This is a genomic window from Streptococcus mitis, from assembly GCF_905187495.1.
Classification (GTDB): Bacteria; Bacillota; Bacilli; order Lactobacillales; family Streptococcaceae; genus Streptococcus; species Streptococcus mitis_CU.
On sequence record NZ_CAJJIB010000001.1, the window covers coordinates 243,579 to 269,577 of the forward strand.

General features: G+C 41.7%; 23 protein-coding genes and 1 other RNA gene. 20 read left to right on the forward strand and 4 right to left on the reverse strand.

The annotated features are described in order from the left end of the window. Positions 1-61 precede the first annotated feature (61 nt). The 17 genes from gpsB to tig all read left to right on the forward strand — a co-directional run bounded on the left by gpsB (position 62) and on the right by tig (position 17,385). On the forward strand, positions 62-391 hold the full coding sequence (gene gpsB, locus JQ843_RS01180; RefSeq protein ID WP_000146534.1) for a cell division regulator GpsB: 330 nt from the start codon (positions 62-64) through the stop codon (positions 389-391). A gap of 20 nt (positions 392-411) precedes the next feature. After that, positions 412-793, forward strand: an RNA gene (rnpB, locus tag JQ843_RS01185) — RNase P RNA component class B. Between the two features lie 84 nt (positions 794-877). Further along, positions 878-2,035, forward strand: coding sequence for a THUMP domain-containing class I SAM-dependent RNA methyltransferase (locus tag JQ843_RS01190; protein WP_203212676.1), 1,158 nt, complete (start codon positions 878-880; stop codon positions 2,033-2,035). 12 nt (positions 2,036-2,047) lie between these two features. Then, entirely contained in the window at positions 2,048-3,457 is a 1,410-nt protein-coding gene (gene mapZ, locus JQ843_RS01195) for a cell division site-positioning protein MapZ (RefSeq protein ID WP_203212677.1), read from the forward strand. 75 nt (positions 3,458-3,532) lie between these two features. After that, on the forward strand, positions 3,533-4,957 hold the full coding sequence (gndA, locus tag JQ843_RS01200; protein WP_203212678.1) for an NADP-dependent phosphogluconate dehydrogenase: 1,425 nt from the start codon (positions 3,533-3,535) through the stop codon (positions 4,955-4,957). Between the two features lie 11 nt (positions 4,958-4,968). Next, complete coding sequence (locus JQ843_RS01205; RefSeq protein WP_033686437.1) at positions 4,969-5,658, forward strand: response regulator transcription factor; 690 nt, start codon at positions 4,969-4,971, stop codon at positions 5,656-5,658. 325 nt (positions 5,659-5,983) lie between these two features. After that, a complete protein-coding gene (mvk, locus tag JQ843_RS01210) occupies positions 5,984-6,862 on the forward strand; it encodes a mevalonate kinase (RefSeq protein ID WP_203212679.1) in 879 nt (292 codons plus the stop codon). Beyond that, positions 6,844-7,797, forward strand: a complete 954-nt coding sequence (gene mvaD, locus JQ843_RS01215) for a diphosphomevalonate decarboxylase (RefSeq protein WP_049500290.1) — start codon at positions 6,844-6,846, stop codon at positions 7,795-7,797. The genes mvk and mvaD overlap by 19 nt, the downstream gene beginning before the upstream one ends. Next, entirely contained in the window at positions 7,784-8,791 is a 1,008-nt protein-coding gene (locus JQ843_RS01220) for a phosphomevalonate kinase (protein WP_203212680.1), read from the forward strand. The genes mvaD and JQ843_RS01220 overlap by 14 nt, the downstream gene beginning before the upstream one ends. Continuing rightward, a complete protein-coding gene (gene fni, locus JQ843_RS01225) occupies positions 8,775-9,785 on the forward strand; it encodes a type 2 isopentenyl-diphosphate Delta-isomerase (protein ID WP_203212681.1) in 1,011 nt (336 codons plus the stop codon). Before JQ843_RS01220 ends, fni begins: the two co-directional genes overlap by 17 nt. Positions 9,786-9,861: 76 nt before the next feature. Further along, complete coding sequence (gene liaF, locus JQ843_RS01230) at positions 9,862-10,560, forward strand: cell wall-active antibiotics response protein LiaF (protein WP_020902969.1); 699 nt, start codon at positions 9,862-9,864, stop codon at positions 10,558-10,560. After that, the gene (locus JQ843_RS01235; RefSeq protein ID WP_203212682.1) at positions 10,557-11,552 is read left to right on the forward strand and encodes an envelope stress sensor histidine kinase LiaS; all 996 of its coding nucleotides are present in this window, start codon (positions 10,557-10,559) and stop codon (positions 11,550-11,552) included. Before liaF ends, JQ843_RS01235 begins: the two co-directional genes overlap by 4 nt. Before the next feature lie 13 nt (positions 11,553-11,565). Beyond that, entirely contained in the window at positions 11,566-12,198 is a 633-nt protein-coding gene (locus JQ843_RS01240) for a response regulator transcription factor (RefSeq protein WP_203212683.1), read from the forward strand. A 277-nt stretch (positions 12,199-12,475) separates the two neighbouring features. Then, positions 12,476-13,363, forward strand: coding sequence for a C40 family peptidase (locus JQ843_RS01245; RefSeq protein WP_060627601.1), 888 nt, complete (start codon positions 12,476-12,478; stop codon positions 13,361-13,363). Between the two features lie 52 nt (positions 13,364-13,415). Beyond that, positions 13,416-14,606: an N-acetylmuramoyl-L-alanine amidase family protein gene (locus JQ843_RS01250; protein WP_203212684.1), complete on the forward strand. Its 1,191-nt coding sequence runs from the start codon at positions 13,416-13,418 to the stop codon at positions 14,604-14,606. A gap of 89 nt (positions 14,607-14,695) precedes the next feature. Continuing rightward, a complete protein-coding gene (locus JQ843_RS01255; protein WP_203212685.1) occupies positions 14,696-15,880 on the forward strand; it encodes an N-acetylmuramoyl-L-alanine amidase family protein in 1,185 nt (394 codons plus the stop codon). Positions 15,881-16,101: 221 nt separating this feature from the next. After that, complete coding sequence (gene tig, locus JQ843_RS01260) at positions 16,102-17,385, forward strand: trigger factor (protein ID WP_000116489.1); 1,284 nt, start codon at positions 16,102-16,104, stop codon at positions 17,383-17,385. 47 nt (positions 17,386-17,432) lie between these two features. On the opposite strand, the gene recD2 is transcribed toward tig, so the two are convergent. The 3 genes from recD2 to rnhC form a co-directional block, all read right to left on the reverse strand. Further along, on the reverse strand, positions 17,433-19,799 hold the full coding sequence (recD2, locus tag JQ843_RS01265) for an SF1B family DNA helicase RecD2 (RefSeq protein WP_203212686.1): 2,367 nt from the start codon (positions 19,797-19,799) through the stop codon (positions 17,433-17,435). A 234-nt stretch (positions 19,800-20,033) separates the two neighbouring features. After that, positions 20,034-20,648 carry a signal peptidase I gene (gene lepB, locus JQ843_RS01270; RefSeq protein WP_001083986.1) on the reverse strand — a complete coding sequence of 205 codons (615 nt, stop codon included), beginning with the start codon at positions 20,646-20,648 and terminating at the stop codon, positions 20,034-20,036. 3 nt (positions 20,649-20,651) lie between these two features. Beyond that, positions 20,652-21,533, reverse strand: a complete 882-nt coding sequence (rnhC, locus tag JQ843_RS01275) for a ribonuclease HIII (RefSeq protein ID WP_203212687.1) — start codon at positions 21,531-21,533, stop codon at positions 20,652-20,654. An 86-nt stretch (positions 21,534-21,619) separates the two neighbouring features. Between rnhC and zapA the strand changes: the two genes are divergently transcribed. From zapA to JQ843_RS01290, 3 genes are all read left to right on the forward strand, one after another. Next, complete coding sequence (gene zapA / locus JQ843_RS01280) at positions 21,620-21,922, forward strand: cell division protein ZapA (protein WP_000002019.1); 303 nt, start codon at positions 21,620-21,622, stop codon at positions 21,920-21,922. Further along, positions 21,919-22,467 carry a CvpA family protein gene (locus tag JQ843_RS01285; protein ID WP_203212688.1) on the forward strand — a complete coding sequence of 183 codons (549 nt, stop codon included), beginning with the start codon at positions 21,919-21,921 and terminating at the stop codon, positions 22,465-22,467. Before zapA ends, JQ843_RS01285 begins: the two co-directional genes overlap by 4 nt. 102 nt (positions 22,468-22,569) lie before the next feature. Continuing rightward, positions 22,570-24,906 carry an endonuclease MutS2 gene (locus tag JQ843_RS01290; protein ID WP_203212689.1) on the forward strand — a complete coding sequence of 779 codons (2,337 nt, stop codon included), beginning with the start codon at positions 22,570-22,572 and terminating at the stop codon, positions 24,904-24,906. Positions 24,907-24,955: 49 nt separating this feature from the next. On the opposite strand, the gene JQ843_RS01295 is transcribed toward JQ843_RS01290, so the two are convergent. After that, positions 24,956-25,885, reverse strand: a complete 930-nt coding sequence (locus JQ843_RS01295; RefSeq protein ID WP_203212690.1) for a helix-turn-helix domain-containing protein — start codon at positions 25,883-25,885, stop codon at positions 24,956-24,958. Positions 25,886-25,999 lie beyond the last annotated feature (114 nt).

A 25,999-nucleotide genomic window follows, 5' to 3' on the forward strand; every position in this document is an offset into this window, starting at 1 on the left:
TGATTTTTGTTTGTCTTTTTTTATATAATAATACTATTAGAAACCGAGAATGGAGAGAGAGATGGCAAGTATTATTTTTTCAGCAAAAGATATTTTCGAGCAAGAGTTTGGACGTGAAGTCCGTGGGTATAGTAAGGTTGAAGTTGATGAATTTTTGGACGATGTCATCAAGGACTATGAAACTTATGCTGCCTTAGTCAAGTCTCTCCGTCAAGAAATTGCAGAGTTGAAGGAAGAATTGTCTCGCAAACCTGAATCTGCACCGGTTCAAGCAGAACCACTTGAAATGACAGCAACAACTTCTATGACGAATTTTGATATTTTAAAACGTTTAAATCGTCTTGAGAAAGAAGTATTTGGTAAACAAATTTTGGATAACTCTGATTTATAAGATCTTATTTGAAAAGTGCAATTTTTGGATAATCGCGTGAGGAGAATTTCTTTTCATGAGGAAAGTCCATGCTAGCACAGGCTGTGATGCCTGTAGTGTTTGTGCTAGGCGAAACCATAAGCCTAGGGACGAGAAATCGTTACGGCAGTTGAAATGGCTAAGTCCTTGGATAGGCCAGAGTAGGCTTGAAAGTGCCACAGTGACGGAGTCTTTCTGGAAACAGAGAGAGTGGAACGCGGTAAACCCCTCAAGCTAGCAACCCAAATTTCGGTCGGGGCATGGAGTACACGGAAACGAACGTAGTACTCTGACTGCTACCAGCTCTAGGCTGTTAGTAGTAGACAGATGATTATCGAAGGAAGTGGTCCTAGTCACTTCTGGAACAAAACATGGCTTATAGAAAATTGCATATAGGTTGGGGCTGAGAAAACTTTCTCAACCTCATTTTTTAAAGTGGACATATAGAAAGGTCTTATAAGACTGAAAATGAAAAAAGAATTTAATTTAATCGCTACTGCTGCAGCAGGTCTTGAAGCTGTTGTTGGACGAGAAGTGCGAGAGTTGGGCTACGATTGTCAGGTTGAAAACGGCCGTGTTCGTTTTCAAGGAGATGCGAAAGCCATCATCGAAACCAACCTCTGGCTTCGGGCAGCAGACCGTATCAAAATTATCGTAGGAACGTTCCCAGCTAAGACTTTTGAAGAGCTCTTCCAGGGAGTTTTCGCTCTAGATTGGGAAAATTATTTACCGCTTGGGGCTCGTTTTCCGATTTCGAAAGCAAAATGTGTTAAATCTAAACTTCACAATGAACCCAGTGTACAGGCTATTTCAAAGAAGGCTGTTGTTAAAAAGTTGCAAAAACACTACGCCCGCCCAGAAGGTGTTCCTCTGATGGAGAATGGCCCAGAGTTTAAGATTGAGGTCTCTATTCTGAAAGACATAGCAACTGTCATGATTGATACGACAGGGGCTAGCCTCTTTAAACGTGGCTATCGTACCGAAAAAGGTGGTGCTCCTATCAAGGAAAACATGGCGGCAGCCATTTTGCAACTCTCTAACTGGTATCCAGACAAGCCCTTGATTGATCCGACCTGTGGTTCAGGAACTTTCTGTATCGAGGCAGTTATGATTGCTAGAAAAATGGCTCCAGGTCTTCGTCGCTCCTTTGCTTTTGAGGAATGGAACTGGATTAGCGATCGCTTGATTCAAGAAGTTCGCACAGAGGCGGCTAAGAAAGTGGATCGTGAGTTTGAGCTAGATATCATGGGCTGTGATATCGATGCACGTATGGTGGAGATTGCTAAGGCCAATGCTCAGGCAGCAGGGGTTGCAGGAGATATTACCTTTAAGCAGATGCGCGTGCAGGATTTACGTTCCGATAAAATCAATGGAGTGATTATCTCTAACCCGCCTTATGGTGAACGCTTGTCAGATGATGCAGGGGTTACCAAGCTTTATGCTGAAATGGGTCAAGTATTTGCACCACTAAAAACCTGGAGTAAGTTTATCCTAACTAGCGATGAAGCCTTTGAGATCAAGTACGGTAGTCAAGCGGATAAAAAGCGTAAGTTGTACAATGGAACCTTAAAAGTTGATTTGTATCAATATTTCGGTCAGCGTGTTAAACGTCAGGAAGTAAAGTAGAAAGGGAAACTCATGAGTAAGAAAAGACGTAATCGTCATAAAGCAGAACATCAAGAAGCGCAATTTGATTTTGATGAAGCCAAAGAGCTAACAGTTGGAGAAGCTATGCGGAAAAATGAAGAGGTGGAAGCAGGTGTATTGCCTGGAGATTCTATCTTGGACAAGTATGTGAAACAACATAAGGATGAAATTGAGGCAGATAAGTTTGAAACGCGTCAGTTTAGCAAGGATGATCTAGTTGAAAAAGAAGAGGTAGAGGAGACTCAGACTCTGGATAATTTGCTTCAAGAGCTTCGTGAGGAAACAGGAGTAACTTCTCCAGCTCCAGAAGATGAATTGAATCAGTTTGATGATTTAGAATTAACACGAGTTTCAGAAGCTCCTCTTGTCGAAGAATTTGAGAAGGAAGAGGTACCATTAGTTGGAACGGAAGAGGCTCTCACACGTTCTCGAGTCACAGATAGTGAAGATGGAAAAAGTAAGAAGAAATGGGTGCTTTACGGTATTCTAGCAGCCTTAGTGGTTCTTATCCTTGGAACTGGTTATTATGTTTATCGTCAAGTGGCTCGTTCGACCAAGGAAATCCAAACTTCTCAATCAACTACAAATACGCAGTCAGATGCGGAAGAATTCAATAATTTATATGATGCCTTCTATACAGATAGCAACAAAACGGCTCTGAAGAATAGCCAGTTTGATAAACTGAGTCAACTGAAAACCTTGCTTGATAAGCTAGAAGGTAGTCGTGAATATACGCTTGCAAAATCTAAGTATGATAGCCTAGCAACTCAAATCAAGGCCATTCAAGATGTCAATGCTCAATTTGAGAAACCAGCTATTATGGATGGTGTCTTGGATACTAACGCTAAAGCTAAATCAGATGCTAAATTTACAGATATTAAAACTGGAAATACGGAGCTTGATAAAGTTCTAGATAAGGCTATCAGCCTTGGTAAGAGCCAGCAAACAAGTGCTTCAAGCTCAAGTTCAAGTGAAACTAGCAGCTCAAGTTCTCGTCAAGCAAGTGAAAATACTGCTAGTGAAACAAGCCCAAGTAGTTCAAATACTGCATCAACTGAAACTAGAAGTACCCGCAGTGAAGTCAATATGGGTGTATCAAGTGCAGGAGTTGCTGTTCAAAGAAGTGCGAGTCGTGTTTCTTATAACCAGTCTGCTATTGATGATAGCAATAATTCTGCCTGGGATTTCGCGGATGGTGTCTTAGAACAAATTCTAGCGACTTCACGTTCACGTGGTTATATCACTGGTAACCAATATATCCTTGAACGTGTTAATATCGTTAATGGCAATGGTTATTACAACCTCTACAAGCCAGACGGAACCTATCTCTTTACCCTTAACTGTAAGACAGGATACTTTGTTGGAAATGGTTCTGGACATGCGGATGACTTGGACTACTAAGCAGTCGTTACAAAATTCTTTCTTTTCAAAAGTAAAAATGATAAAATAAAACAAATTAAACAAGAGGAGTGTCAAATGACAAAAGCTAACTTTGGTGTTGTTGGTATGGCCGTAATGGGTCGTAACCTTGCCCTTAATATTGAATCTCGTGGTTACACAGTTGCTATTTACAACCGTAGTAAAGAAAAAACTGAAGATGTAATTGCTTGCCATCCTGAAAAGAACTTTGTACCAAGCTATGACGTTGAAAGTTTTGTAAACTCAATCGAAAAACCTCGTCGTATCATGCTCATGGTTCAAGCTGGACCTGGTACAGATGCTACAATTCAAGCCCTTCTTCCACACCTTGACAAGGGTGATATCTTGATCGACGGAGGAAACACTTTCTACAAAGATACAATCCGTCGTAATGAAGAATTGGCAAACTCAGGTATCAACTTTATCGGTACTGGGGTTTCTGGTGGTGAAAAAGGTGCCCTTGAAGGTCCTTCTATCATGCCTGGTGGACAAAAAGAGGCCTACGAATTGGTTGCGGATGTTCTTGAAGAAATCTCAGCTAAAGCACCAGAAGATGGCAAACCATGTGTGACTTACATCGGTCCTGATGGAGCTGGTCACTATGTGAAAATGGTTCACAACGGTATCGAGTATGGTGATATGCAATTGATCGCAGAAAGCTATGACTTGATGCAACACCTGTTGGGCCTTTCTGCAGAAGATATGGCTGAAATCTTTACTCAGTGGAACAAGGGTGAATTGGACAGCTACTTGATTGAAATCACAGCTGATATCTTGAGTCGTAAAGACGATGAAGGCCAAGACGGACCAATCGTAGACTACATCCTTGACGCTGCAGGCAACAAGGGAACTGGTAAATGGACTAGCCAATCATCACTTGACCTTGGTGTGCCATTGTCACTCATCACTGAGTCAGTATTTGCTCGCTACATTTCAACTTACAAAGAAGAACGTGTGCATGCAAGCAAGGTTCTTCCAAAACCAGCTGCCTTCAAATTTGAAGGAGACAAGGCTGAGTTGATTGAAAAGATCCGTCAAGCCCTTTACTTCTCAAAAATCATTTCATACGCACAAGGTTTTGCGCAATTGCGTGTAGCTTCTAAAGAAAACAACTGGAACTTGCCATTTGCAGATATTGCATCTATCTGGCGTGATGGCTGTATCATCCGTTCTCGTTTCTTGCAAAAGATTACAGATGCTTACAACCGTGATGCAGACCTTGCTAACCTTCTTTTAGATGAATACTTCTTGGATGTCACTGCTAAGTACCAACAAGCAGTGCGTGATATCGTAGCTCTTGCTGTTCAAGCTGGTGTACCAGTGCCAACTTTCTCAGCAGCTATTACTTACTTTGATAGCTACCGTTCAGCTGACCTTCCAGCTAACTTGATCCAAGCACAACGTGACTACTTTGGTGCCCACACTTACCAACGTAAAGACAAAGAAGGAACATTCCACTACTCTTGGTATGACGAAAAATAAGTAGGTCTGCCATGGGGAAACGGATTTTATTACTTGAGAAAGAACGAAATCTAGCTCATTTTTTAAGTTTGGAACTCCAAAAAGAGCAATACCGAGTTGATCAGGTTGAGGAGGGGCAAAAGGCCCTCTCCATGGCTCTTCAGACAGACTATGACTTGATTTTATTGAATGCTCGTCTGGGGGATATGACAGCCCAGGATTTTGCAGACAAGCTGAGTCGGACTAAGCCAGCCTCAGTCATCATGGTCTTAGACCATCGCGAAGAATTGCAAGATCAGATTGAGACAATCCAACGCTTTGCTGTTTCTTACATCTATAAGCCGGTTATTATTGACAATCTGGTAGCTCGTATTTCAGCGATTTTCCGAGGTCGGGACTTTATCGATCAACACTGCAGTCAGATGAAGGTTCCAACGTCTTACCGTAATCTGCGTATGGATGTAGAACATCATACCGTTTATCGTGGCGAGGAGATGATTGCTCTGACGCGTCGTGAGTATGACCTCTTGGCTACTCTTATGGGAAGCAAGAAAGTCCTGACTCGTGAGCAGTTGTTGGAAAGTGTCTGGAAGTATGAAAGTGCGACCGAAACCAATATCGTGGATGTCTATATCCGTTATCTACGTAGCAAGCTTGATGTAAAAGGTCAAAAAAGTTACATTAAAACCGTTCGTGGTGTCGGTTACACCATGCAAGAATAGAAAATAGACTAGGAGAACTCAGTTGTAATCATGCAACTGAGTTTATCCATTTCTTTCTTGAGTTTTTTCTCTAGTTTGCTTAAAAGTTTTATTTTAGCATCGAGCGATTGTGAATGGAAACAATCGCTTTTTTTGTGAAAATATAATAAAATAGATAGGAGAAAATAAATACTTGTAGGAAAAAATAATACTCTTCGAAAATCAAATTCAAACCTCGTCAGCGTCGCCTTACCGTACTCAAGTACAGCCCGCGGCTAGCTTCCTAGTTTGCCTTTTGATTTTCATTGAGTATGAGACGGTCTTTCCGTCTAGCTAAAAGGAAAACATGACAAAAAAAGTGGGTGTCGGTCAGGCACATAGTAAAATAATTTTAATAGGGGAGCATGCGGTCGTTTACGGTTATCCTGCCATTTCCCTGCCTCTTTTGGAGGTGGTGGTAACTTGTAAGGTAGTTCCTGCAGCGAGTCCTTGGCGTCTCTATGAGGAGGATACCTTGTCCATGGCAGTTTATGCTTCGCTGGAGTATTTGGATATCAAAGAAGCCTGCATTCGCTGTGAGATTGACTCGGCTATCCCTGAAAAACGGGGAATGGGTTCGTCAGCGGCTATCAGCATAGCGGCCATTCGTGCGGTTTTTGACTACTATCAGGCTGATCTGCCTCATGATGTACTAGAAATCTTGGTCAATCGGGCTGAGATGATTGCCCATATGAATCCGAGTGGTTTGGATGCTAAGACCTGTCTCAGTGACCAGCCTATTCGCTTTATTAAGAACGTAGGATTTACAGAGCTTGAGATGAATCTATCCGCATATTTGGTGATTGCAGATACGGGCGTTTATGGTCATACTCGTGAAGCCATCCAAGTGGTTCAAAACAAGGGCAAGGATGCCCTGCAGTTTTTGCATGCCCTGGGAGAATTGACCCAGCAAGCAGAAGAAGCGATTTCACAAAAAGATGCTGAAGGACTGGGACAAATCCTTAGTCAAGCGCATTTACATCTAAAAGAAATTGGTGTTAGTAGCCCTGAGGCGGATTCTCTAGTTGAAACGGCTCTTAGCCATAGTGCTCTGGGTGCCAAGATGAGCGGTGGTGGGCTAGGAGGCTGTATCATAGCCTTGGCAACCAATTTGACTCAAGCTCAAGAACTAGCAGAAAGATTAGAAGAGAAAGGAGCTGTTCAGACATGGATAGAGAGCCTGTAACAGTACGTTCTTACGCAAATATTGCTATTATCAAATATTGGGGAAAGAAAAAAGAGAAAGAGATGGTGCCTGCTACTAGCAGTATCTCTCTGACTTTGGAAAATATGTACACAGAGACGACTTTGTCATCTCTACCGACGGATGCGACAGCTGATGCCTTTTATATCAATGGTCAGCTACAGAGTGAGGCGGAGCATGCCAAGATGAGCAAGATTATTGACCGTTATCGTCCAGATGATGAGGGTTTTGTTCGTATTGACACTCAAAACAATATGCCGACCGCAGCGGGCTTGTCCTCAAGTTCTAGCGGTTTGTCCGCCTTGGTCAAGGCTTGTAATGCTTATTTCAAGCTTGGTTTGAATCGGAGTCAGTTGGCGCAGGAGGCTAAGTTTGCATCAGGCTCTTCTTCTCGGAGTTTTTATGGACCACTAGGTGCTTGGGATAAGGATAGTGGAGAAATCTACCCTGTAGAGACAGACTTGAAACTAGCTATGATTATGTTGGTGCTAGAGGACAAGAAAAAACCAATCTCTAGTCGTGATGGGATGAAACTTTGTGTGGAAACTTCGACGACCTTTGATGACTGGGTCCGTCAGTCTGAGAAGGATTATCAGGATATGCTGGTTTACCTTAAGGAAAATGACTTTGCCAAGGTTGGGGAGTTAACGGAGAAAAATGCCCTTGCTATGCACGCTACGACCAAAACTGCATCACCAGCCTTTTCTTATCTGACCGATGCAAGCTATGAAGCAATGGACTTTGTCCGCCAGCTTCGTGAGCAAGGGGAAGCCTGCTACTTTACTATGGATGCTGGTCCCAATGTCAAAGTCCTCTGTCAGGAGAAAGACTTGGAGCATTTATCAGAAATCTTCGGTCAACGTTATCGCTTAATTGTGTCAAAAACAAAGGATTTGAGTCAAGATGATTGCTGTTAAAACTTGCGGAAAACTCTATTGGGCAGGCGAATATGCTATTCTAGAACCAGGGCAGTTATCTTTGATAAAGGACATCCCCATCTATATGAAGGGGGAGATTGCTTTTTCTGATAGTTACCGTATCTACTCAGATATGTTTGATTTCGCAGTGGATTTGACACCAAATCCTGACTATAGCTTGATTCAAGAAACGATTGCTTTAGTGGAAGATTTCCTCGTTTATTGTGGGCAGACTTTGCAACCTTTTTCCTTGGAAATCCGAGGGAAAATGGAACGAGAAGGGAAAAAGTTTGGTCTAGGCTCTAGTGGTAGTGTCGTTGTCTTGGTTGTCAAGGCCCTGCTGGCTCTGTATGATATTACGGTTGATCAGGAACTCTTGTTCAAGCTGGCTAGCGCGGTCTTGCTCAATCGAGGAGACAATGGTTCTATGGGGGACCTTGCCTGTATTGTGGCAGAGGAATTGGTTCTTTACCAGTCATTTAATCGCCAGAAGGTGGCTGCTTGGTTGGAAGAAGAAAACTTAGCGACTGTTTTAGAGCGTGATTGGGGCTTTTCAATCTCACACGTACAACCTGCCCTAGAATGTGATTTCCTAGTGGGATGGACCAAGGAAGTGGCTGTATCGAGTCACATGGTCCAGCAAATCAAGCAAAACATCAATCAGAATTTTTTAAGTTCCTCAAAAGCAACGGTAGCTACTTTGGTAGAATCCTTGGAGCAAGGAAAAGCCGAAAAAGTGATCGAGCAAGTAGAAGTAGCCAGCAAGCTCTTAGAAGGCTTGAGCGCAGATATTTACACTCCTTCGCTTAGACAGTTGAAAGAAGCCAGTCAAGATTTGCAAGCTGTTGCTAAGAGTAGCGGTGCTGGTGGTGGTGATTGTGGTATTGCCTTGAGTTTTGATGAGCATTCAACTGAAACCCTAAAAAACCGTTGGGCCAATCTGGGGATTGAGCTCTTGTACCAAGAAAGGATAGGACATGACGACAAATCGTAAGGATGAGCACATCCGCTATGCCCTTGAGCAGAAAAGTTCCTATAATAGCTTTGATGAGGTGGAGTTGATTCATTCTTCCTTGCCTCTTTACGACCTGGATGAAGTCGATCTGTCGACAGAGTTTGCTGGACGAAAGTGGGATTTTCCTTTTTATATCAATGCCATGACAGGGGGGAGTGAAAAAGGTAAAGAAATCAATCAAAAGCTGGCTCAGGTGGCGGACGCCTGTGGGATTTTGTTTGTGACGGGATCTTATAGTGCGGCTCTCAAAGATCCAACAGTTGACTCTTTTTCTGTCAAGTCTAGTCATCCAAATCTCCTTCTTGGAACCAATATTGGATTGGACAAGCCTGTCGAATTAGGTCTTCAGACTGTAGGAGAGATGAATCCTCTTCTCCTACAAGTGCATGTCAATGTTATGCAAGAATTACTCATGCCTGAGGGAGAAAGGAAGTTCAGAAGCTGGCAATCGAATCTAGCAGACTATAGTAAGCAAATCTCCGTTCCGATTGTCCTCAAGGAAGTGGGCTTTGGAATGGATGTGACGACCATCGAGAGAGCCTATGAATTGGGTGTTCGTACAGTGGATCTATCAGGTCGTGGTGGTACCAGCTTTGCCTATATTGAAAACCGTCGCAGTGGTCAGCGTGATTATCTCAATCAATGGGGCCAGTCTACCATGCAAGCCCTTCTCAATGCCCAAGACTGGAAAGATAAGGTCGAACTTTTGGTTAGCGGAGGGGTTCGGAATCCGCTGGATATGATTAAGTGTTTGGTCTTTGGCGCAAAGGCTGTAGGGCTGTCACGAACCGTTCTGGAATTGGTTGAAACCTATTCAGTCGAAGAAGTGATTGATATTATCCAAGGCTGGAAAGCAGATCTGCGTTTGATTATGTGCGCCCTTAACTGTGCTACCCTAGCTGATCTGCAAAGCGTAGATTACATTCTTTATGGAAAATTAAAAGAAGCAAATGATCAGATGAAAAAGGCGTAACCACCGCCTTTTTTCCATCTTCAGACCGAGGTGACTTTTTCCAATTGTGATAAAATAGAAGGGAGAGGATGAACCTATGAGAAAATTTAAAATCTTTTTATTTATCGAAGCCTGTCTTTTGACGGGAGCTCTGATTTTGATGGTTTCAGAGCATTTTTCGCGTTTTCTGCTGATTTTATTCCTCTTTTTGCTTTTGATTCGCTATTACACTGGTAAAGAGGGTAATAATCTTCTTTTAGTGGTGGCAACCATTCTCTTCTTTTTCATCGTCATGCTCAATCCTTTTGTGATTCTAGCTATTTTTGTTGCGGTCATCTATAGCCTCTTTCTTCTTTATCCGATGATGAACCAGGAAAAAGAGCAGACAAATTTGGTTTTTGAAGAGGTGGTAACGGTTAAGAAGGAGAAAAATCGTTGGTTTGGCAATCTCCATCATTTTTCAAGCTACCAGACTTGCCAGTTTGATGATATCAATCTCTTTCGCCTCATGGGCAAGGATACCATTCATCTGGAGAGGGTCATCTTAACTAATCACGATAATGTCATTATCCTCAGAAAGATGGTAGGTACGACCAAAATCATTGTGCCTGTAGATGTGGAAGTCAGTCTCAGCGTTAACTGTCTCTATGGTGATTTGACTTTCTTTAACCAGCCCAAGCGACCCCTCCGAAATGAACACTATCATCAAGAAACAAGAGACTACCTTAAGAGTAACAAGAGTGTCAAGATTTTCTTGACCACTATGATTGGAGATGTTGAGGTGGTTAGAGGATGAAAAAACAAGCTTATGTAATGATTGCTCTCACCTCCATCCTGTTTGTCTTATTTTTCTCCCACAGCTTGCTGGACATCCTTGACTTTGACTGGTCTATTTTCTTGCACGATGTCGAAAAAACAGAAAAATTTGTCTTTTTGTTGTTGGTATTCAGCATGTCCATGACCTGTCTTTTAGCCCTGTTTTGGCGAGGTGTCGAAGAGCTTTCTTTACGAAAAATGCAGGTTAATCTCAAGCGTTTGTTGTCAGGGAAAGAAGTGGTTCAGGTTGCTGATCCAGATTTGGATGCCAGTTTCAAGTCCTTGTCAGGCAAACTTAACCTCTTGACAGAGGCTCTTCAAAAGGCTGAAAATCAAAGTCTTGCCCAAGAAGAGGAAATCATCGAGAAAGAACGAAAGCGGATTGCTCGGGATTTGCACGATACTGTCAGTCAGGAGTTGTTTGCGGCCCACATGATTTTGTCAGGTGTCAGTCAGCAGGCTTTGAAATTGGATAGAGAAAAGATGCAGACCCAGTTGCAGAGTGTCACAGCTATTTTAGAAACAGCCCAGAAGGATTTGCGGGTCTTACTCTTGCATTTGCGACCAGTTGAACTGGAGCAAAAGAGTCTGGTTGAAGGAATCCAAATTCTCTTAAAAGAGCTTGAGGACAAGAGTGATCTCAAGGTCAGTCTCAAGCAAAATGTATCTAAATTGCCTAAGAAAATCGAGGAGCATATCTTCCGTATTCTGCAAGAATTGATCAGCAATACCCTCCGCCATGCCCAGGCCTCTTGTCTGGATGTCTATCTCTATCAGACAGATTTTGAATTGCAACTGAAGGTGGTGGACAATGGAATTGGTTTTCAGTTAGCGAGTTTAGATGACTTGAGTTATGGACTCCGCAATATCAAGGAGCGGGTTGAAGATATGGCAGGGACGGTTCAGTTATTGACAGCTCCCAAGCAAGGGCTGGCAGTTGATATCCGTATTCCCCTGTTAGATGAGGAATGATAAAGGAGTAAAGATGAAAATTTTACTAGTAGATGACCACGAAATGGTCCGATTGGGCTTGAAAAGCTACTTTGACCTCCAAGACGATGTAGAAGTTGTGGGCGAGGCGGCAAACGGGTCTCAAGGGATTGATTTGGCCTTGGAACTGCGTCCAGATGTCATTGTCATGGATATTGTCATGCCTGAGATGAATGGAATTGACGCGACCTTGGCTATCCTCAAAGAATGGCCTGAAGCCAAGGTTTTGATTGTGACTTCGTACTTGGACAATGAAAAAATCATGCCTGTTTTAAATGCTGGTGCTCGGGGCTATATGCTCAAGACTTCTAGTGCAGACGAATTACTCCATGCAGTCCGTAAGGTGGCTGCTGGGGAGCTTGCCATTGAGCAAGAGGTCAGCAAGAAGGTCGAATACCACCGCAATCACATAGAACTACATGAGGACTTGACTGCGCGTGAGCGAGATGTTCTCCAACTCATCGCCAAGGGCTACGAAAATCAGCGCATCGCAGATGAACTTTTTATCTCTCTCAAGACGGTCAAGACTCATGTGTCCAATATCCTTGCCAAACTTGAAGTTAGCGATCGCACCCAGGCAGCGGTCTATGCCTTTCAGCACCATTTGGTAGGGCATGAGGACTTTTAACAGATATGCAAAAATGATATTGGAGAAATGGCTGACCTTAGTATCAAAGAAGCAAGCAAGTACCTCTAGCACGATAAAATATTTTTTTCACAATGTTTTATGTTATTTGTTGACATTCATTTTATAGGGGAGTAAAATGAAGCTAAAGATAACTAAAGTAATGTAGTATTTATCAAAGGATATAAAAAATCCAAAAGGAGGTTAGAATCATATCTCCGTAAATTATCAAAATAAGGTCACTAGAGCGTTAAGGAATTTTGAAGAAAGGATTTTTGTCATGAAAAAATATATTACTTATGCAGCTTTATTACTTACTTCAGGAGCTTTGTTATCAACTACTTATGTAGTTAATGCAGAAACTACAACGTCTACCACTAAAGTGACTACATCACAAACAACTTCACAGTATACAAGCGAGAAAGAAGCAATTGATCAACTTGTTAAAGAAGGTAAAATTAAGGTTGAAGATGCAGAACAAGTTAAGTTGGTAGGATTTTCTCCTAGAGAATTAACGCAAGTAGAAGGCGATCAAGAAAAAATAGCATTTAATCAAAATAGAGATGATAAAGGAACCTGGATGATAACAGATGGTCGCTGGTGGTTCAAATATACTTCAGGTGGGTATGCTAAACATTGGGAATTCTTAGATAAGAAATGGTATTATTTTGATGATCAAGGTTGGATGAAATCAAATGAGTGGATTAACCCAGATGGTAATTGGTACTATCTTTCAAATGACGGTTCCATGCTAACTGATTATAATAGAGTTAATGGGAAACCTTATTTCTTCAGATCTAACGGTGTTTGCGTAGAAAATAAAGGTCAGGCAATTGCTGAGTATGCAGAGACATTTGTAGATAAAATCCCATATGTTGGGGGTTGGGCAGACTTGAATAAGGGTGTAGATTGCTCAGGATTTACACATGCCATATATAAAAACTTTGACATTTACTTAGGAACTGATACTAGATCTCAATTTAAGCAAGGAATTGATGTAACTGGTAATGAAAAACCTGGAGATTTAATTTTCTTTAATAATCTTGAACATGTGGGAATTAATATTGGCGGTAACCAAGTGGTTCACGCAAATTATGTAAGAAAATTTGTAAACATAACTAACAATGAATACATTGGATCTATTGACGGAGCTAGACGAGTTTGGTAACAATAAAATTTAAATGTCATAAATAATTTGTTACTAATTGGAGGAAATGGCTATGAAAAAATCTAAACTTCTCACACTTGGTTTGCTTGCAGGCGCTGGTTTACTTTTGACAATCAATCAAGCACAGGCTGCAGATACTTGGGTTAAAAATGGTGCTGACTGGAATCTTTCTCAAGATGGCAGTCTAGCTAAAAATAAATGGGTACAAAATGCTGGTTCTTGGTACCACTTCGATGGTTCTGGTAAAATGCAGACAGGCTGGCTCAAAGACGGCAATACATGGTATTCACTAGCAGATAGTGGCGCTATGCGTACTGGCTGGTACAAGGAAGGTGACACATGGTACTCACTAGCTAATAGTGGTGCTATGCGTACAGGTTGGTACAAAGAAGGATCTACTTGGTACTACCTAAAAGGCAGTGGCGCTATGGCAACAGGATGGGCAACTGCAAATGGTCAATGGTCTTACTTTGAAAAATCAGGTGCTATGGTAGCAGATAGAGCTGTTCCAGCAAGCGATGGGGAAAGTTATGTCATTGGTAAGGATGGTTATATGTTAACCAAACTCCCTAGTCAGGTTGAACAAGATCCTTTTGATGATACAGTTATTACAGATATCGTTACTTTGTCTGATGGTTATGACTATCACCTTGTTCATAAGAAAGATGGAGTTGTTATCGAAAAGAATGCCTGGTATATCAAACCTATTGTTGAACGTTTTTCTTATCAAAAGATTGGCGATATAAAACGAAATACTTTAGATGCAATTACTGATAATAAAAAACCAGGGGAAGAAATTGATCCTAAAGCTGTCATAAAGAATTTCCAAAACTTACCAAATAAGTATTACTTTGGAGCAGATGGACGTAAGGTTGCGAATCTACCAGAATTCACTACTCACTTCCCTATTCAAAAAGTTGGGTCTGAACTTTATCTTAAAAACTCAAGTCCAGTTATTAGTCTAGATTCATCTGGATTGACAATTAATGACAATAAACTTTATCTAAGAGGTGCCAATGATGATAATGGTAAACTTGTAACTGGATATTTTACAATGTTTATGGACGGATTATTATCTAAAGATCACCATATTTTGGGCTATGCAGATGAATCTGGTGAAATCGTGAAGATGAAAGTTTTGCCTAATGATTTCCGTGATTATATTGAAAAAGGAATTTCCGGTTTTTATGGAGAAACTGTTAGATATGACAGTTCAACAGGAAATGTTTCTGTTGTGAAATAAACTATCTGACATAGTAAAAAGAAAAAAGCGAACAGTTTTGTTTACTAGGAAGTCATGTTCATTTCACTATAGAACAGGAGGAAATGGCTATGAAAAAATCTAAACTATTCACTCTTGGTTTGCTTGCAGGTGCTGGCCTACTATTGTCTATCAATCAAGTACAGGCTGCAGATACTTGGGTAAAAAATGGCGCTGACTGGAATCTTTCTCAAGATGGAAGCTTAGCTAAAAGTAAATGGGTGCAAAATGCTGGCTCTTGGTATCACTTCGATAGCGCTGGTAAAATGCAGACAGGCTGGCTCAAAGACGGAAATACATGGTATTCCCTAGCAGATAGTGGTGCTATGCGCACTGGCTGGTACAAGGAAGGTAACACCTGGTACTCATTAGCTAATAGTGGCGCTATGCGTACTGGCTGGTACAAAGAAGGCAACACATGGTACTATCTTCATTTTAGTGGTTCTATGATGACAGGTTGGGAGTGCATAAATGGTGATTGGTATTATTTTGAACAATCAGGTGCAATGGCCTCTGATAGAGTTGTAAATTCTAGTGATGGAACAGGCTATATTCTCAGCAAGGATGGACATATGTTCACTTTACAAGATAGCCCTTATAAACATGATGATATTGTTCGTTTAGGCGATGGATATGAATATCTGATTAAAGCAAAATATGATGGGAATAAATTTACTGATGTTATAGTGGCTAAAAACACTTGGTATGTCAAACCTGAGTTCAAGAAGTTTTCCGACAAATATGGGGATCATGTTGCAAATATAACCTTAGCTTTAGTGGATAATAAAGAAAAAGGACAAGAAATTGATCCTAAAGCTGTTATTCGTAATTTCCAAAATCTACCAGGTCGATATTACTTTGGAGCAGATGGTCGTAGAGTATTACCACTTCCAGAGATGACAACTAGATCAGAAATCAAAAAAGTTGGCAATGATCTTTATCTAGAAGACCCAGGTGTACGACTTAGACTTCCGTCTACTTACTTCACAATCAATAACAATAAACTATACTATTTAGAAAATGAACAAGGTAAGCTTAAAACAGGTTACTTTGTACTGATTGATGATGGAGCAACCACTACTCACTATCACATTCTAGCCTATGCGGATCAATCCGGTGAGATTCTTAAGATGAAACGCTTGCCATCAGGAGTTAGAGATTATCTTGACAAAGAAATCGATGGTTTCTATGGTCAAAAAATTAAGATTGAATCTCCACACTCAAACGAATATTACAAAGTGGTTGTGGTTAAATAAGAAAAACGAATCGCCTAATGAGGGATGTATGGGCGATTCGTTTTTTAACTGTAATCAGCCACTACTGAATACCTTTTATAAGATTATATTTGAATTCTAAAGAAAATTAAGAAGAAACCATACTTCCAGCAGGATTGAAAAGCGCATTCATTACTTGAAAAAAGTCGCCCATTTATGTTATAATAGACTGTATTTAAAAAATTTTAAGGAGAAATGACAGAATGTCTGTATCATTTGAAAACAAAGAAACAAACCGTGGTGTCTTGACTTTCACTATCTCTCAAGACCAAATCAAACCAGAATTGGATCGTGTCTTCAACTCAGTGAAGAAATCTCTTAATGTTCCAGGTTTCCGTAAAGGTCACCTTCCACGTCCTATCTTCGACAAAAAATTTGGTGAAGAGTCACTTTACCAAGACGTTATGAACGCTCTTTTGCCAAATGCTTATGAAGCAGCTGTAAAAGAAGCTGGTCTTGAAGTGGTTGCTCAACCAAAAATTGACGTAACTTCAATGGAAAAAGGTCAAGACTGGGTTATCACTGCTGAAGTCGTTACAAAACCTGAAGTAAAATTGGGTGACTATAAAAACCTTGAAGTATCAGTAGATGTTGAAAAAGAAGTAACTGACGCTGACGTTGAAGAGCGTATCGAACGCGAACGCAACAACTTGGCTGAATTGGTTATAAAGGAAGCTGCTGCTGAAAACGGCGACACTGTTGTTATCGACTTTGTTGGTTCTATCGACGGTGTTGAATTTGACGGTGGAAAAGGTGAAAACTTCTCACTTGGACTTGGTTCAGGTCAATTCATCCCTGGTTTCGAAGACCAATTGGTAGGTCACTCAGCTGGTGAAACTGTTGATGTTATCGTAACATTCCCAGAAGACTACCAAGCAGAAGACCTTGCAGGTAAAGAAGCTAAATTCGTGACAACTATCCACGAAGTAAAAGCTAAAGAAGTTCCAGCTCTTGACGATGAGCTTGCAAAAGACATCGATGAAGAAGTTGAAACACTTGCTGAATTGAAAGAAAAATACCGCAATGAATTGGCTGCTGCTAAAGAAGAAGCTTACAAAGATGCAGTTGAAGGTGCAGCAATTGATAAAGCTGTAGAGAACGCTGAAATCGTAGAACTTCCAGAAGAAATGATCCACGAAGAAGTTCACCGTTCAGTAAATGAATTCCTTGGAAACTTGCAACGTCAAGGTATCAACCCTGACATGTACTTCCAAATCACTGGAACTACTCAAGAAGACCTTCACAAACAATACGAGGGAGAAGCTGAGTCACGTACGAAGACTAACCTTGTTATCGAAGCAGTTGCGAAAGCTGAAGGATTTGACGCTTCAGAAGAAGAAATCCAAAAAGAAATCGAGCAATTGGCGGCAGACTACAACATGGAAGTGGCACAAGTACAAAGCTTGCTTTCAGCTGATATGTTGAAACATGATATCACAATCAAAAAAGCTGTTGAATTGATCACAAGCACAGCAACAGTTAAATAATCTTAATAAACAAAAATCCCACCTGAATTGGTGGGTTTTCTTATGCACTATTTTCCAAAAATCTCTTTGAGGTCTGCGTCTGTAATTCCAATCATAGCTGGAATACTGGTCCAGTTTTCTTCGGTCAGGATGTAAGGTTGTTCAGAGTCACTTGATGTGGCAGTTTCAGAGATGGATTGTTTATTTTTTTCAATATTTTCAATTAAATCACTGAAGCGCTCAATCAGATAGGTTTTTCGGGCAGTTCCGATGTGCTGGGTAGCATAGTCGAAAGCCTGTAATTCGCCTAGTAAGATGAGTTTGCTTTTGGCACGTGTAATGGCTGTGTAGATGAGATTGCGCTCCAGCATGCGCCTACTAGCACTAGTGATAGGTAAGATGACAACAGGGAACTCACTTCCCTGAGACTTATGGATACTCATGGCATAGGCCAAACGAATCTTGTACCATTCGTTACGTGGGTAAGAGACTTCGTTGCCGTCAAAATCAATGACAATCTCGTCTTGTTTCGACTCGGTGTATTTGCCGGGAATCAGGTCTGTGATAGCTCCCAAATCCCCATTAAAGACATTGATTTCAGCATCGTTGACCAAGTGAATGACCTTGTCGCCCTTACGATAGTGACACTGGGGAGCCTCAAAACTGAGTTGGTCTTTTTGTGGTGGATTGAGCAGGTCTTGCATGAGTTGATTGATGGCATCAATCCCTGCTGTCCCTCGGTACATGGGAGCCAGAACTTGGATATCACGGGCAGGGATACCGCTTCTGAGGGCGGCACCTAAGATCTTTTCAATGGTAGCAGGAATATGGCCGCTAGCAATTTCAAAGTAGGAACGGTCTGCTTTTTTCTGGGTGAAATCAGCTGGCAAGATACCCTGTCGAATCTGACTAGCTAGGGTGACGATAGTTGATTCTTCGCTTTGTCGGTAAATTTTTTCCAAGCGAGTCTGAGGAATCAAAGGAATATGAAGCAGATCCGCTAGAACCTGTCCAGGACTGACAGAAGGTAACTGGTCGCTGTCGCCCACGATGAGGATTTTACTGTTTGAAGAGATGTTGGAGAAGAGTTGATTAGCCAGCCAAGTATCCACCATTGAGAATTCATCTACGATGATAAAGTCGGCATCCAGATAATCTTCCAGATGACTGGTATCATCGTCACCTGTCATTCCCAAGTGGCGGTGTATGGTCGCGCTAGGCAAACCTGTCAATTCATTCATGCGCCGAGCGGCTCGTCCAGTTGGAGCAGCAAGAAGAATCGGCAGATTGCTTTTTTTCCTGAGGTCAAGTCCTTCTAAAAGGGCATAAACAGCGATGATACCATTGATAACAGTTGTCTTACCAGTACCAGGTCCACCTGTCAGAATAAAGACCTTGTTCTGGATAGCATCACAGATAGCTTGTTTTTGAATGATATCATACTCAATTCCAAGCTCTTCCTCGACAGTAGTGATATGTTTTTGAATGGTTTCTAAATCCTGGCTCTTCTGTTTTCCTTTTTCAAGGATACGGACCAAGTGACTGCGGATGCCTTCCTCAGCGAAAAAGAGGCTATTATCAAAGATTTTGGTATCAATCTGCTGAACCTTGTCTTCTTCAATCAGGTAGGAGAGTTCTTGGGCCACTTGGCTGGGATCCAGTTCCACGGGGCGAGAAGATTCAAGGAGAGTAAGGGTTTGTTCCAGCAAATCCCGTGCTTCAACATAGGTGTTCCCTGTTTCCATACAGGTCTGAAAAAGACTATGAACTAGACCGGCGCGGAAGCGCTCAGGAGCCTGACTTTCGATGCCTAGTTCTTCCGCTAATTGGTCAGCAATAGTAAATCCCAATCCTTTGATATCCTCAACTAACTGGTAGGGATAATTTTCAACCACATCAAGGGTTTCTTCCTTGTAAAAGTCTTGAATTTGAAAGGCTAGTTTATTGGGAATGCCGTAGTTGGCTAGTTTGGCCAAAACCATCTCCGTTCCGTAGTTGAGACGAAGTGTGGAGACGAATGCCTCGCGATTTTTGGCAGAGAGTCCTGCGATACCTTCTAGCTTTTCCGGGTGTTGTAAAATTTCGTCAATGGTATTGTCGCCATAGGTATCCACGATTTTCTGAGCTGTTTTGAGACCAATTCCCTTGAAATGGCTACTTGAAAAGTACTTGACCAAGCCCTTGCTAGTTGGTTTTGAGCGTTCATACCGGCTGATTTGCAGTTGTTCTCCATACTTGGAGTGCTGGACAATTTGTCCCCAAAAAGTATAGTCTTCTCCCTCAATCACGTCAGCCATGGTACCGGTGACAATAATTTCAAAATCATCAAAATCTTCTGCGTCCGTATCTTCGATTTCTAGGAGGAGGATGCGATAAAAATTGCTGGGATTTTCAAAAATAATCCGTTCAATGGTTCCTGAAAAATAAACTTCCATAAGATTCCTTTGCATAAATAGGTGAGAGTTAATACTCTTCGAAAATCAAATTCAAACCACGTCAGCTTCGCCTTACCGTACTCAAGTACAGCCCGCGGCTAGCTTCCTAGTTTGCTCTTTGATTTTCATTGAGTATAACTTTGTTTCTATCTTAATCAAACTGGGTAGTGAATAATCATCTTCTCACGATAGAAGAAGAGGCTGAGATTGCTGATTCTCGGCCTCTTAGGTCTCTTAAAATGTTCCGATACGGGTGATTGGCCAGAAGCGGAATTTAGCTTCCCCTGTGATATCTTTTGCCTTGAAAGTACCTACATGGCGGCTGTCGCTCGAAACCAAGCGGTCATCTCCGAGGAGAAGGTATTCTCCTTCTGGAACAGTAAAGCTAAAGTTGGTGTTGTAGTTGACATCAACTGTGAAGGCTTGAGCTTTTTGAGCGATACTTCTAAAGAAAGTTCCTTTATTTCCCTCAAATCCCTTGCCTGAGTAGGTGCTTTGGAGTTTGTCGTCCTTGAAGCGTTTGATGTAGTCAGCTAGGTAAGGTTCGTCTGTCTCTTTATCATTGATGTAAAGTTTATCGTTTTCGTAACGGATAGTGTCGCCAGGCATTCCAATCACGCGCTTGACGATGTCCTTATTGCCATCTTCCTCATGAGCAACCACGATATCAAAACGGTCAATAGGGAGGTGTTTAACAACAAAGAGGATTTCGCCATCCGCTAGGGTAGGATCCATGGAATGTCCTTCTACGCGGACGTTACTCCAAAAAAAGATACGGCTTAAAGCTAGTAATGACAGAATCAGGAGGAACAATCCCCACTCTTTTAGGAAATTTTTAAATGAATTCATAATTTACCTTTCTAAGCGTTTTTTCGCTTTTTCAGTATTTTTAAAGTGCAGTTTGGCACAGAAGTTGAGTCCCTGCATACCATAGGCTTGCAAAATCTGGCTTGCCACCTTATCAGAAGCCGTTCCAGCTCCACTTGGAAGTTGATAGCCCAATTCTCGTCCCAGATTTTCAAGATTTTCCAGAAAGAGATCACGCGCAATGATAGAAGAAACTGCGACAGCCAAGTATTTGCCCTCAGCTTTTTCTTCTAAGCTGATCGGATTGCTGAAACGATTGGCCTCTTGTGCCAAGTACTTGTCATAGTTTTTAGCACTGGTAAAGGCATCAATCACAATTTTCTCAGGCTGAATGCCTTTTTGAAGGAGGAGATAGATAGCCTGATTATGGAGGGCAACCTTAACCGAAACAGCGTTGTAGCGGTCTCCGATGACCTCGTTGTACTTGCTTGGTGAGAGAAGCAGTGCCTGGTGCTGGATTTTTTCCTTGAGAATAGGGGCAATCTGACGGATCTTTTGGTCGGTCAGAGTCTTAGAATCCCCCACACCGAGTTTTCTCAAGAAGTCATGCTGGTCAGGTGTGACAAAGGAAGCCACAACTGCAAGTCCACCAAAGTAGGAACCATTTCCCACCTCATCTGTCCCAATTAAAGGGAAATTTTGTCCGCTGGTTTCCTCTACAACTTGATAGCCAAAGAAACTAGCGTATTTCTCAGCTCCTTCACCCTGAAGCAAGACCTTTCCAGAAGTATAGATAGAAGCCGTTGCTTGAGGTAGTCGCAAAAAGTAGCGAATATAGGGATTCTTGCTGGGAGCCAGACTGGTTTGATAGTGTTCAAGAAAAGCCTGAATCTCCTTTTCACTTGGTGTGAGTGTTATACTTGCCATAGTTTCTATTGTACCATAAAAGCAGGCAAATTTGTAAAAACTGACAAAATTAGCGAATTTTGGTATAATATCGTGAGGTGAATTTTATGGCAAATCTAAATCGATTCAAATTTACATTCGGGAAAAAATCATTAACCTTGACAAGCGAGCATGATAACCTTTTTATGGAGGAGATTGCCAAGGTTGCGACAGAAAAATACCAAGCAATTAAAGAACAAATGCCTAGCGCAGATGATGAAACAATCGCTCTTTTGTTGGCAGTCAACTGTTTATCAACTCAGCTCAGCCGTGAGATTGAATTTGACGATAAGGAGCAAGAGCTAGAAGAACTCCGTCACAAACTTGTGACTTGCAAGCAAGAACAGAGCAAGATTGAGGATTCCTTATGATTTCACTCCTTCTTCTATTGGTCTTGGCTTGGGGATTTTATATCGGCTATCGGAGAGGCCTGCTCTTACAGATTTATTACCTGATTTCAGCCATGGCATCGGCTTTTATGGCTGGCCAGTTTTATAAGGGGCTTGGAGAACAATTCCATTTATTACTTCCTTATGCAAATCCGCAGGAAGGTCAGGGAACTTTTTTCTTCCCATCGGATCAACTCTTTCAGTTGGATAAGGTCTTTTACGCAGGGATCGGCTACTTGCTTGTATTTGGGATTGTCTATAGCATCGGTCGTTTACTTGGTCTCCTTTTGCACTTACTTCCTAGTAAAAAACTGGGTGGTAAGTTGTTCCAAATTTCAGCAGGTATCTTGTCCATGTTGGTGACCTTATTTGTCTTGCAAATGGCCTTGACAATCTTAGCGACCATCCCCATGGCAGCTATTCAACATCCTCTTGAAAAGAGTATCGTCGCAAAACACATCATCCAGAGCATACCAGTAACAACCAGTTGGCTCAAACAAATCTGGGTGACAAATTTAATCGGATAAAAAGGGCAGGAATTTTCCTAGCCCTTTGTTTACAGATTGACTAGAATCTATCAGAATGTAAAAAGTTACTACACCTAGACATTCAAAGACAAGGAAATAAAGATGAATAAGAAAATATTAGAAACATTAGAGTTCAATAAGGTCAAGGCCTTGTTTGAACCTCATTTGTTGACAGAGCAGGGCTTGAATCAACTGAGACAGCTGGCTCCGACTGCCAAAGCGGATAAAATCAAACAGGCTTTTGCTGAGATGAAGGAAATGCAGGCACTCTTTGTTGAGCAACCGCATTTCACGATTCTCTCAACTAAGGAAATTGCAGGAGTCTGCAAGCGGTTGGAAATGGGGGCGGACCTCAATATCGAGGAGTTCCTACTCTTGAAGCGTGTACTTCTTTCCAGCCGAGAACTGCAAAGTTTTTATGCCAATCTGGAAAATGTCAGCTTGGAAGAATTAGCTCTTTGGTTTGAGAAATTACATGATTTTCCGCAATTACAAGGAAATCTCCAAGCCTTTAATGATGCAGGTTTCATTGAAAATTTTGCCAGTGAAGAATTGGCGCGCATCCGTCGAAAAATCCATGATAGCGAGAGTCAAGTACGAGATGTTTTACAGGACCTGCTCAAGCAAAAAGCGCAGATGTTGACAGAAGGAATCGTTGCCAGCAGAAATGGTCGTCAGGTTTTACCAGTCAAAAACACCTACCGTAATAAGATTGCAGGTGTTGTTCATGATATTTCTGCCAGCGGAAACACCGTCTATATCGAACCCCGTGAGGTGGTCAAACTGAGCGAAGAAATCGCTAGTCTGAGAGCAGATGAGCGTTATGAAATGCTTCGCATTCTCCAAGAAATCTCGGAGCGTGTCCGCCCTCATGCGGCTGAGATTGCCAATGACGCTTGGATTATCGGTCATCTAGACTTGATTCGTGCCAAGGTTCGTTTTATCCAAGAGAGGCAAGCGGTCGTTCCTAAGTTATCAGAAAATCAGGAGATCCAACTGCTCCATGTCTGCCATCCTTTGGTCAAAAATGCGGTCGCAAATGATGTCCATTTTGGCCAAGATTTAACAGCCATTGTCATTACAGGTCCCAATACAGGTGGTAAGACCATCATGCTCAAAACTCTGGGCTTGACACAGGTTATGGCTCAGTCAGGATTGCCGATTTTAGCAGACAAGGGAAGTCGTGTGGGTATTTTTGAAGAAATCTTTGCTGATATTGGCGATGAGCAGTCTATTGAGCAGAGCTTGTCTACCTTCTCTAGTCACATGACCAATATTGTGGATATTCTTGGCAAGGTCAATCAACATTCACTCTTACTCTTGGATGAGTTGGGGGCTGGTACAGACCCTCAAGAAGGAGCCGCCCTTGCCATGGCTATTCTGGAGGACCTTCGCCTGCGTCAGGTCAAGACCATGGCGACTACCCACTATCCGGAGCTCAAGGCCTATGGTATAGAGACAGCCTTTGTGCAAAATGCCAGCATGGAGTTTGATACTGCGACTCTTCGCCCGACCTATCGATTTATGCAGGGTGTGCCTGGCCGAAGCAATGCCTTTGAAATTGCCAAACGTCTAGGCCTATCTGAAGTTATTGTAGGGGATGCCAGCCAGCAGGTCGATCAGGACAATGATGTCAATCGGATTATTGAGCAACTGGAAGAGCAGACGCTGGAAAGCCGTAAACGCTTGGACAATATCCGTGAGGTGGAGCAAGAAAATCTCAAAATGAACCGTGCTCTCAAAAAGCTCTACAATGAGTTCAATCGTGAAAAGGAAACCGAGCTTAATAAGGCGCGTGAACAGGCTGCTGAGATTGTGGACATGGCCCTAAGTGAGAGTAATCAGATTCTTAAAAATCTCCACAGTAAATCTCAACTCAAACCCCACGAAATCATTGAAGCCAAGGCCAAGCTGAAAAAATTGGCTCCTGAAAAAGTAGATTTGTCTAAAAACAAGGTTCTTCAAAAGGCCAAGAAAAAACGAGCTCCAAAGGTGGGAGATGATATCGTGGTTCTCAGTTATGGCCAGCGTGGTACCTTGACCAGTCAACTCAAGGATGGCCGTTGGGAAGCCCAAGTTGGCTTGATCAAGATGACCTTGGAAGAGAAAGAGTTTGACCTTGTTCAAGCCCAGCAAGAAAAGCAAGTCAAGAAGAAACAAGTCAATGTTGTGAAACGAACTTCTGGTCGTGGCCCTCAAGCCAGACTGGACCTTCGAGGCAAACGTTATGAAGAGGCCATGAATGAGCTAGATGCCTTTATAGACCAAGCCTTGCTTAACAATATGGCTCAAGTTGATATCATCCATGGTATCGGAACAGGAGTCATCCGTGAAGGAGTTACCAAATACCTACAAAGAAACAAGCATGTCAAGAGTTTCGGCTATGCCCCACAAAATGCTGGAGGTAGTGGTGCGACTATTGTGACATTTAAAGGATAAGAAAAGCCTGAGGAAATATATTGTTCCTCAAGCTTTTTTATTTTCTAGATTAGATGTCTAGAGGTTGTCCAGTATGATTGAGCTGTGTGACAGAGACAAAGAAATCCTCTCTCATTCGAGTCAGAAGTTGATTTGGATAGATTTTTTCAAAGTTATCAAGACTAGCAAAGATATGTTTAGCAAGCTCTAGACCTCTGACATCGTCTTTTCTAAGAAAATTATTAGCCCGTTCCATGGAAATGCTAATCATCTCTGTCATCTTGGTACTCAGTAGAGGGAAAGTATTAATCACTTCTAGGGTCTTCAACGCTAGATTTTCAGCTTTATCATAGTAGCCATTAACAGAGTAATGCTTGATAGCAGTTCTTAAGCAGGCAATATAGTAGTCAGCAGTACGGATTGAATGGTATTCAGTCTGTTTTTTTAGAGTATCTAATAAGTGGTAGAGCCTGTAATCTAAAAATTCGATTGAAAAGTGAGGCAGGATAGATGAAAAGATATTCACCTCAATTTTATTCCAATCGTCCAATTCACTGAGATAGTTCTTGATATATTCTAGTTCTTGATAATCTTTTGGAGTCAGAAAAGAATCGCCGATGATGTTTGCGATAGCAAATTTATTGACTACACGATTGGCAATCACATAGTGTTCAGCGATTCCAGGATTTTCCAAGGGCTGATTAATCAAGCTAATGATCTTTTTAAATTCACGCTTATAGGCCAAATCAGCAACTTGAGCCTGTAATTTATGAAATTCAGTTGGAAACATCTGCGTTTTGAGACTATCAAAGGTCTCTTTATCAATTCCAATATTAGAAAGAATCTCTTCAAATTTTTGAATGGTTATTCGAGATTTCCCTTGCTCAAACTGACGTAAAAAGTGAGGAGTCACCGTTGTACCAGCAGCTTCCTTCTGAGTAAACCCTCTTTCCTCACGAATAGCCTTATAGACTAATCCATACACACTTTCATCTTGCATCCTAAATCTCCTCGAGTCCTTTTTTCCATTCTATCATAATTCTACCAATTTTTAAGATAATTTTAAGAAAAAAGTAATTATAGTTACGCTTTTTCGGGGGGGGGGGGGGGGGGG

What these genes read in the sequence shown, in the direction of transcription:
- gpsB (WP_000146534.1), top strand. Translation starts at nt 62, where the DNA reads ATGGCAAGTATTATTTTTTCAGCAAAAGATATTTTCGAGCAAGAGTTT.
- JQ843_RS01190 (WP_203212676.1), top strand. Translation starts at nt 878, where the DNA reads ATGAAAAAAGAATTTAATTTAATCGCTACTGCTGCAGCAGGTCTTGAA.
- mapZ (WP_203212677.1), top strand. Translation starts at nt 2,048, where the DNA reads ATGAGTAAGAAAAGACGTAATCGTCATAAAGCAGAACATCAAGAAGCG.
- gndA (WP_203212678.1), top strand. Translation starts at nt 3,533, where the DNA reads ATGACAAAAGCTAACTTTGGTGTTGTTGGTATGGCCGTAATGGGTCGT.
- JQ843_RS01205 (WP_033686437.1), top strand. Translation starts at nt 4,969, where the DNA reads ATGGGGAAACGGATTTTATTACTTGAGAAAGAACGAAATCTAGCTCAT.
- mvk (WP_203212679.1), top strand. Translation starts at nt 5,984, where the DNA reads ATGACAAAAAAAGTGGGTGTCGGTCAGGCACATAGTAAAATAATTTTA.
- mvaD (WP_049500290.1), top strand. Translation starts at nt 6,844, where the DNA reads ATGGATAGAGAGCCTGTAACAGTACGTTCTTACGCAAATATTGCTATT.
- JQ843_RS01220 (WP_203212680.1), top strand. Translation starts at nt 7,784, where the DNA reads ATGATTGCTGTTAAAACTTGCGGAAAACTCTATTGGGCAGGCGAATAT.
- fni (WP_203212681.1), top strand. Translation starts at nt 8,775, where the DNA reads ATGACGACAAATCGTAAGGATGAGCACATCCGCTATGCCCTTGAGCAG.
- liaF (WP_020902969.1), top strand. Translation starts at nt 9,862, where the DNA reads ATGAGAAAATTTAAAATCTTTTTATTTATCGAAGCCTGTCTTTTGACG.
- JQ843_RS01235 (WP_203212682.1), top strand. Translation starts at nt 10,557, where the DNA reads ATGAAAAAACAAGCTTATGTAATGATTGCTCTCACCTCCATCCTGTTT.
- JQ843_RS01240 (WP_203212683.1), top strand. Translation starts at nt 11,566, where the DNA reads ATGAAAATTTTACTAGTAGATGACCACGAAATGGTCCGATTGGGCTTG.
- JQ843_RS01245 (WP_060627601.1), top strand. Translation starts at nt 12,476, where the DNA reads ATGAAAAAATATATTACTTATGCAGCTTTATTACTTACTTCAGGAGCT.
- JQ843_RS01250 (WP_203212684.1), top strand. Translation starts at nt 13,416, where the DNA reads ATGAAAAAATCTAAACTTCTCACACTTGGTTTGCTTGCAGGCGCTGGT.
- JQ843_RS01255 (WP_203212685.1), top strand. Translation starts at nt 14,696, where the DNA reads ATGAAAAAATCTAAACTATTCACTCTTGGTTTGCTTGCAGGTGCTGGC.
- tig (WP_000116489.1), top strand. Translation starts at nt 16,102, where the DNA reads ATGTCTGTATCATTTGAAAACAAAGAAACAAACCGTGGTGTCTTGACT.
- recD2 (WP_203212686.1), bottom strand. Translation starts at nt 19,799, where the DNA reads ATGGAAGTTTATTTTTCAGGAACCATTGAACGGATTATTTTTGAAAAT.
- lepB (WP_001083986.1), bottom strand. Translation starts at nt 20,648, where the DNA reads ATGAATTCATTTAAAAATTTCCTAAAAGAGTGGGGATTGTTCCTCCTG.
- rnhC (WP_203212687.1), bottom strand. Translation starts at nt 21,533, where the DNA reads ATGGCAAGTATAACACTCACACCAAGTGAAAAGGAGATTCAGGCTTTT.
- zapA (WP_000002019.1), top strand. Translation starts at nt 21,620, where the DNA reads ATGGCAAATCTAAATCGATTCAAATTTACATTCGGGAAAAAATCATTA.
- JQ843_RS01285 (WP_203212688.1), top strand. Translation starts at nt 21,919, where the DNA reads ATGATTTCACTCCTTCTTCTATTGGTCTTGGCTTGGGGATTTTATATC.
- JQ843_RS01290 (WP_203212689.1), top strand. Translation starts at nt 22,570, where the DNA reads ATGAATAAGAAAATATTAGAAACATTAGAGTTCAATAAGGTCAAGGCC.
- JQ843_RS01295 (WP_203212690.1), bottom strand. Translation starts at nt 25,885, where the DNA reads ATGCAAGATGAAAGTGTGTATGGATTAGTCTATAAGGCTATTCGTGAG.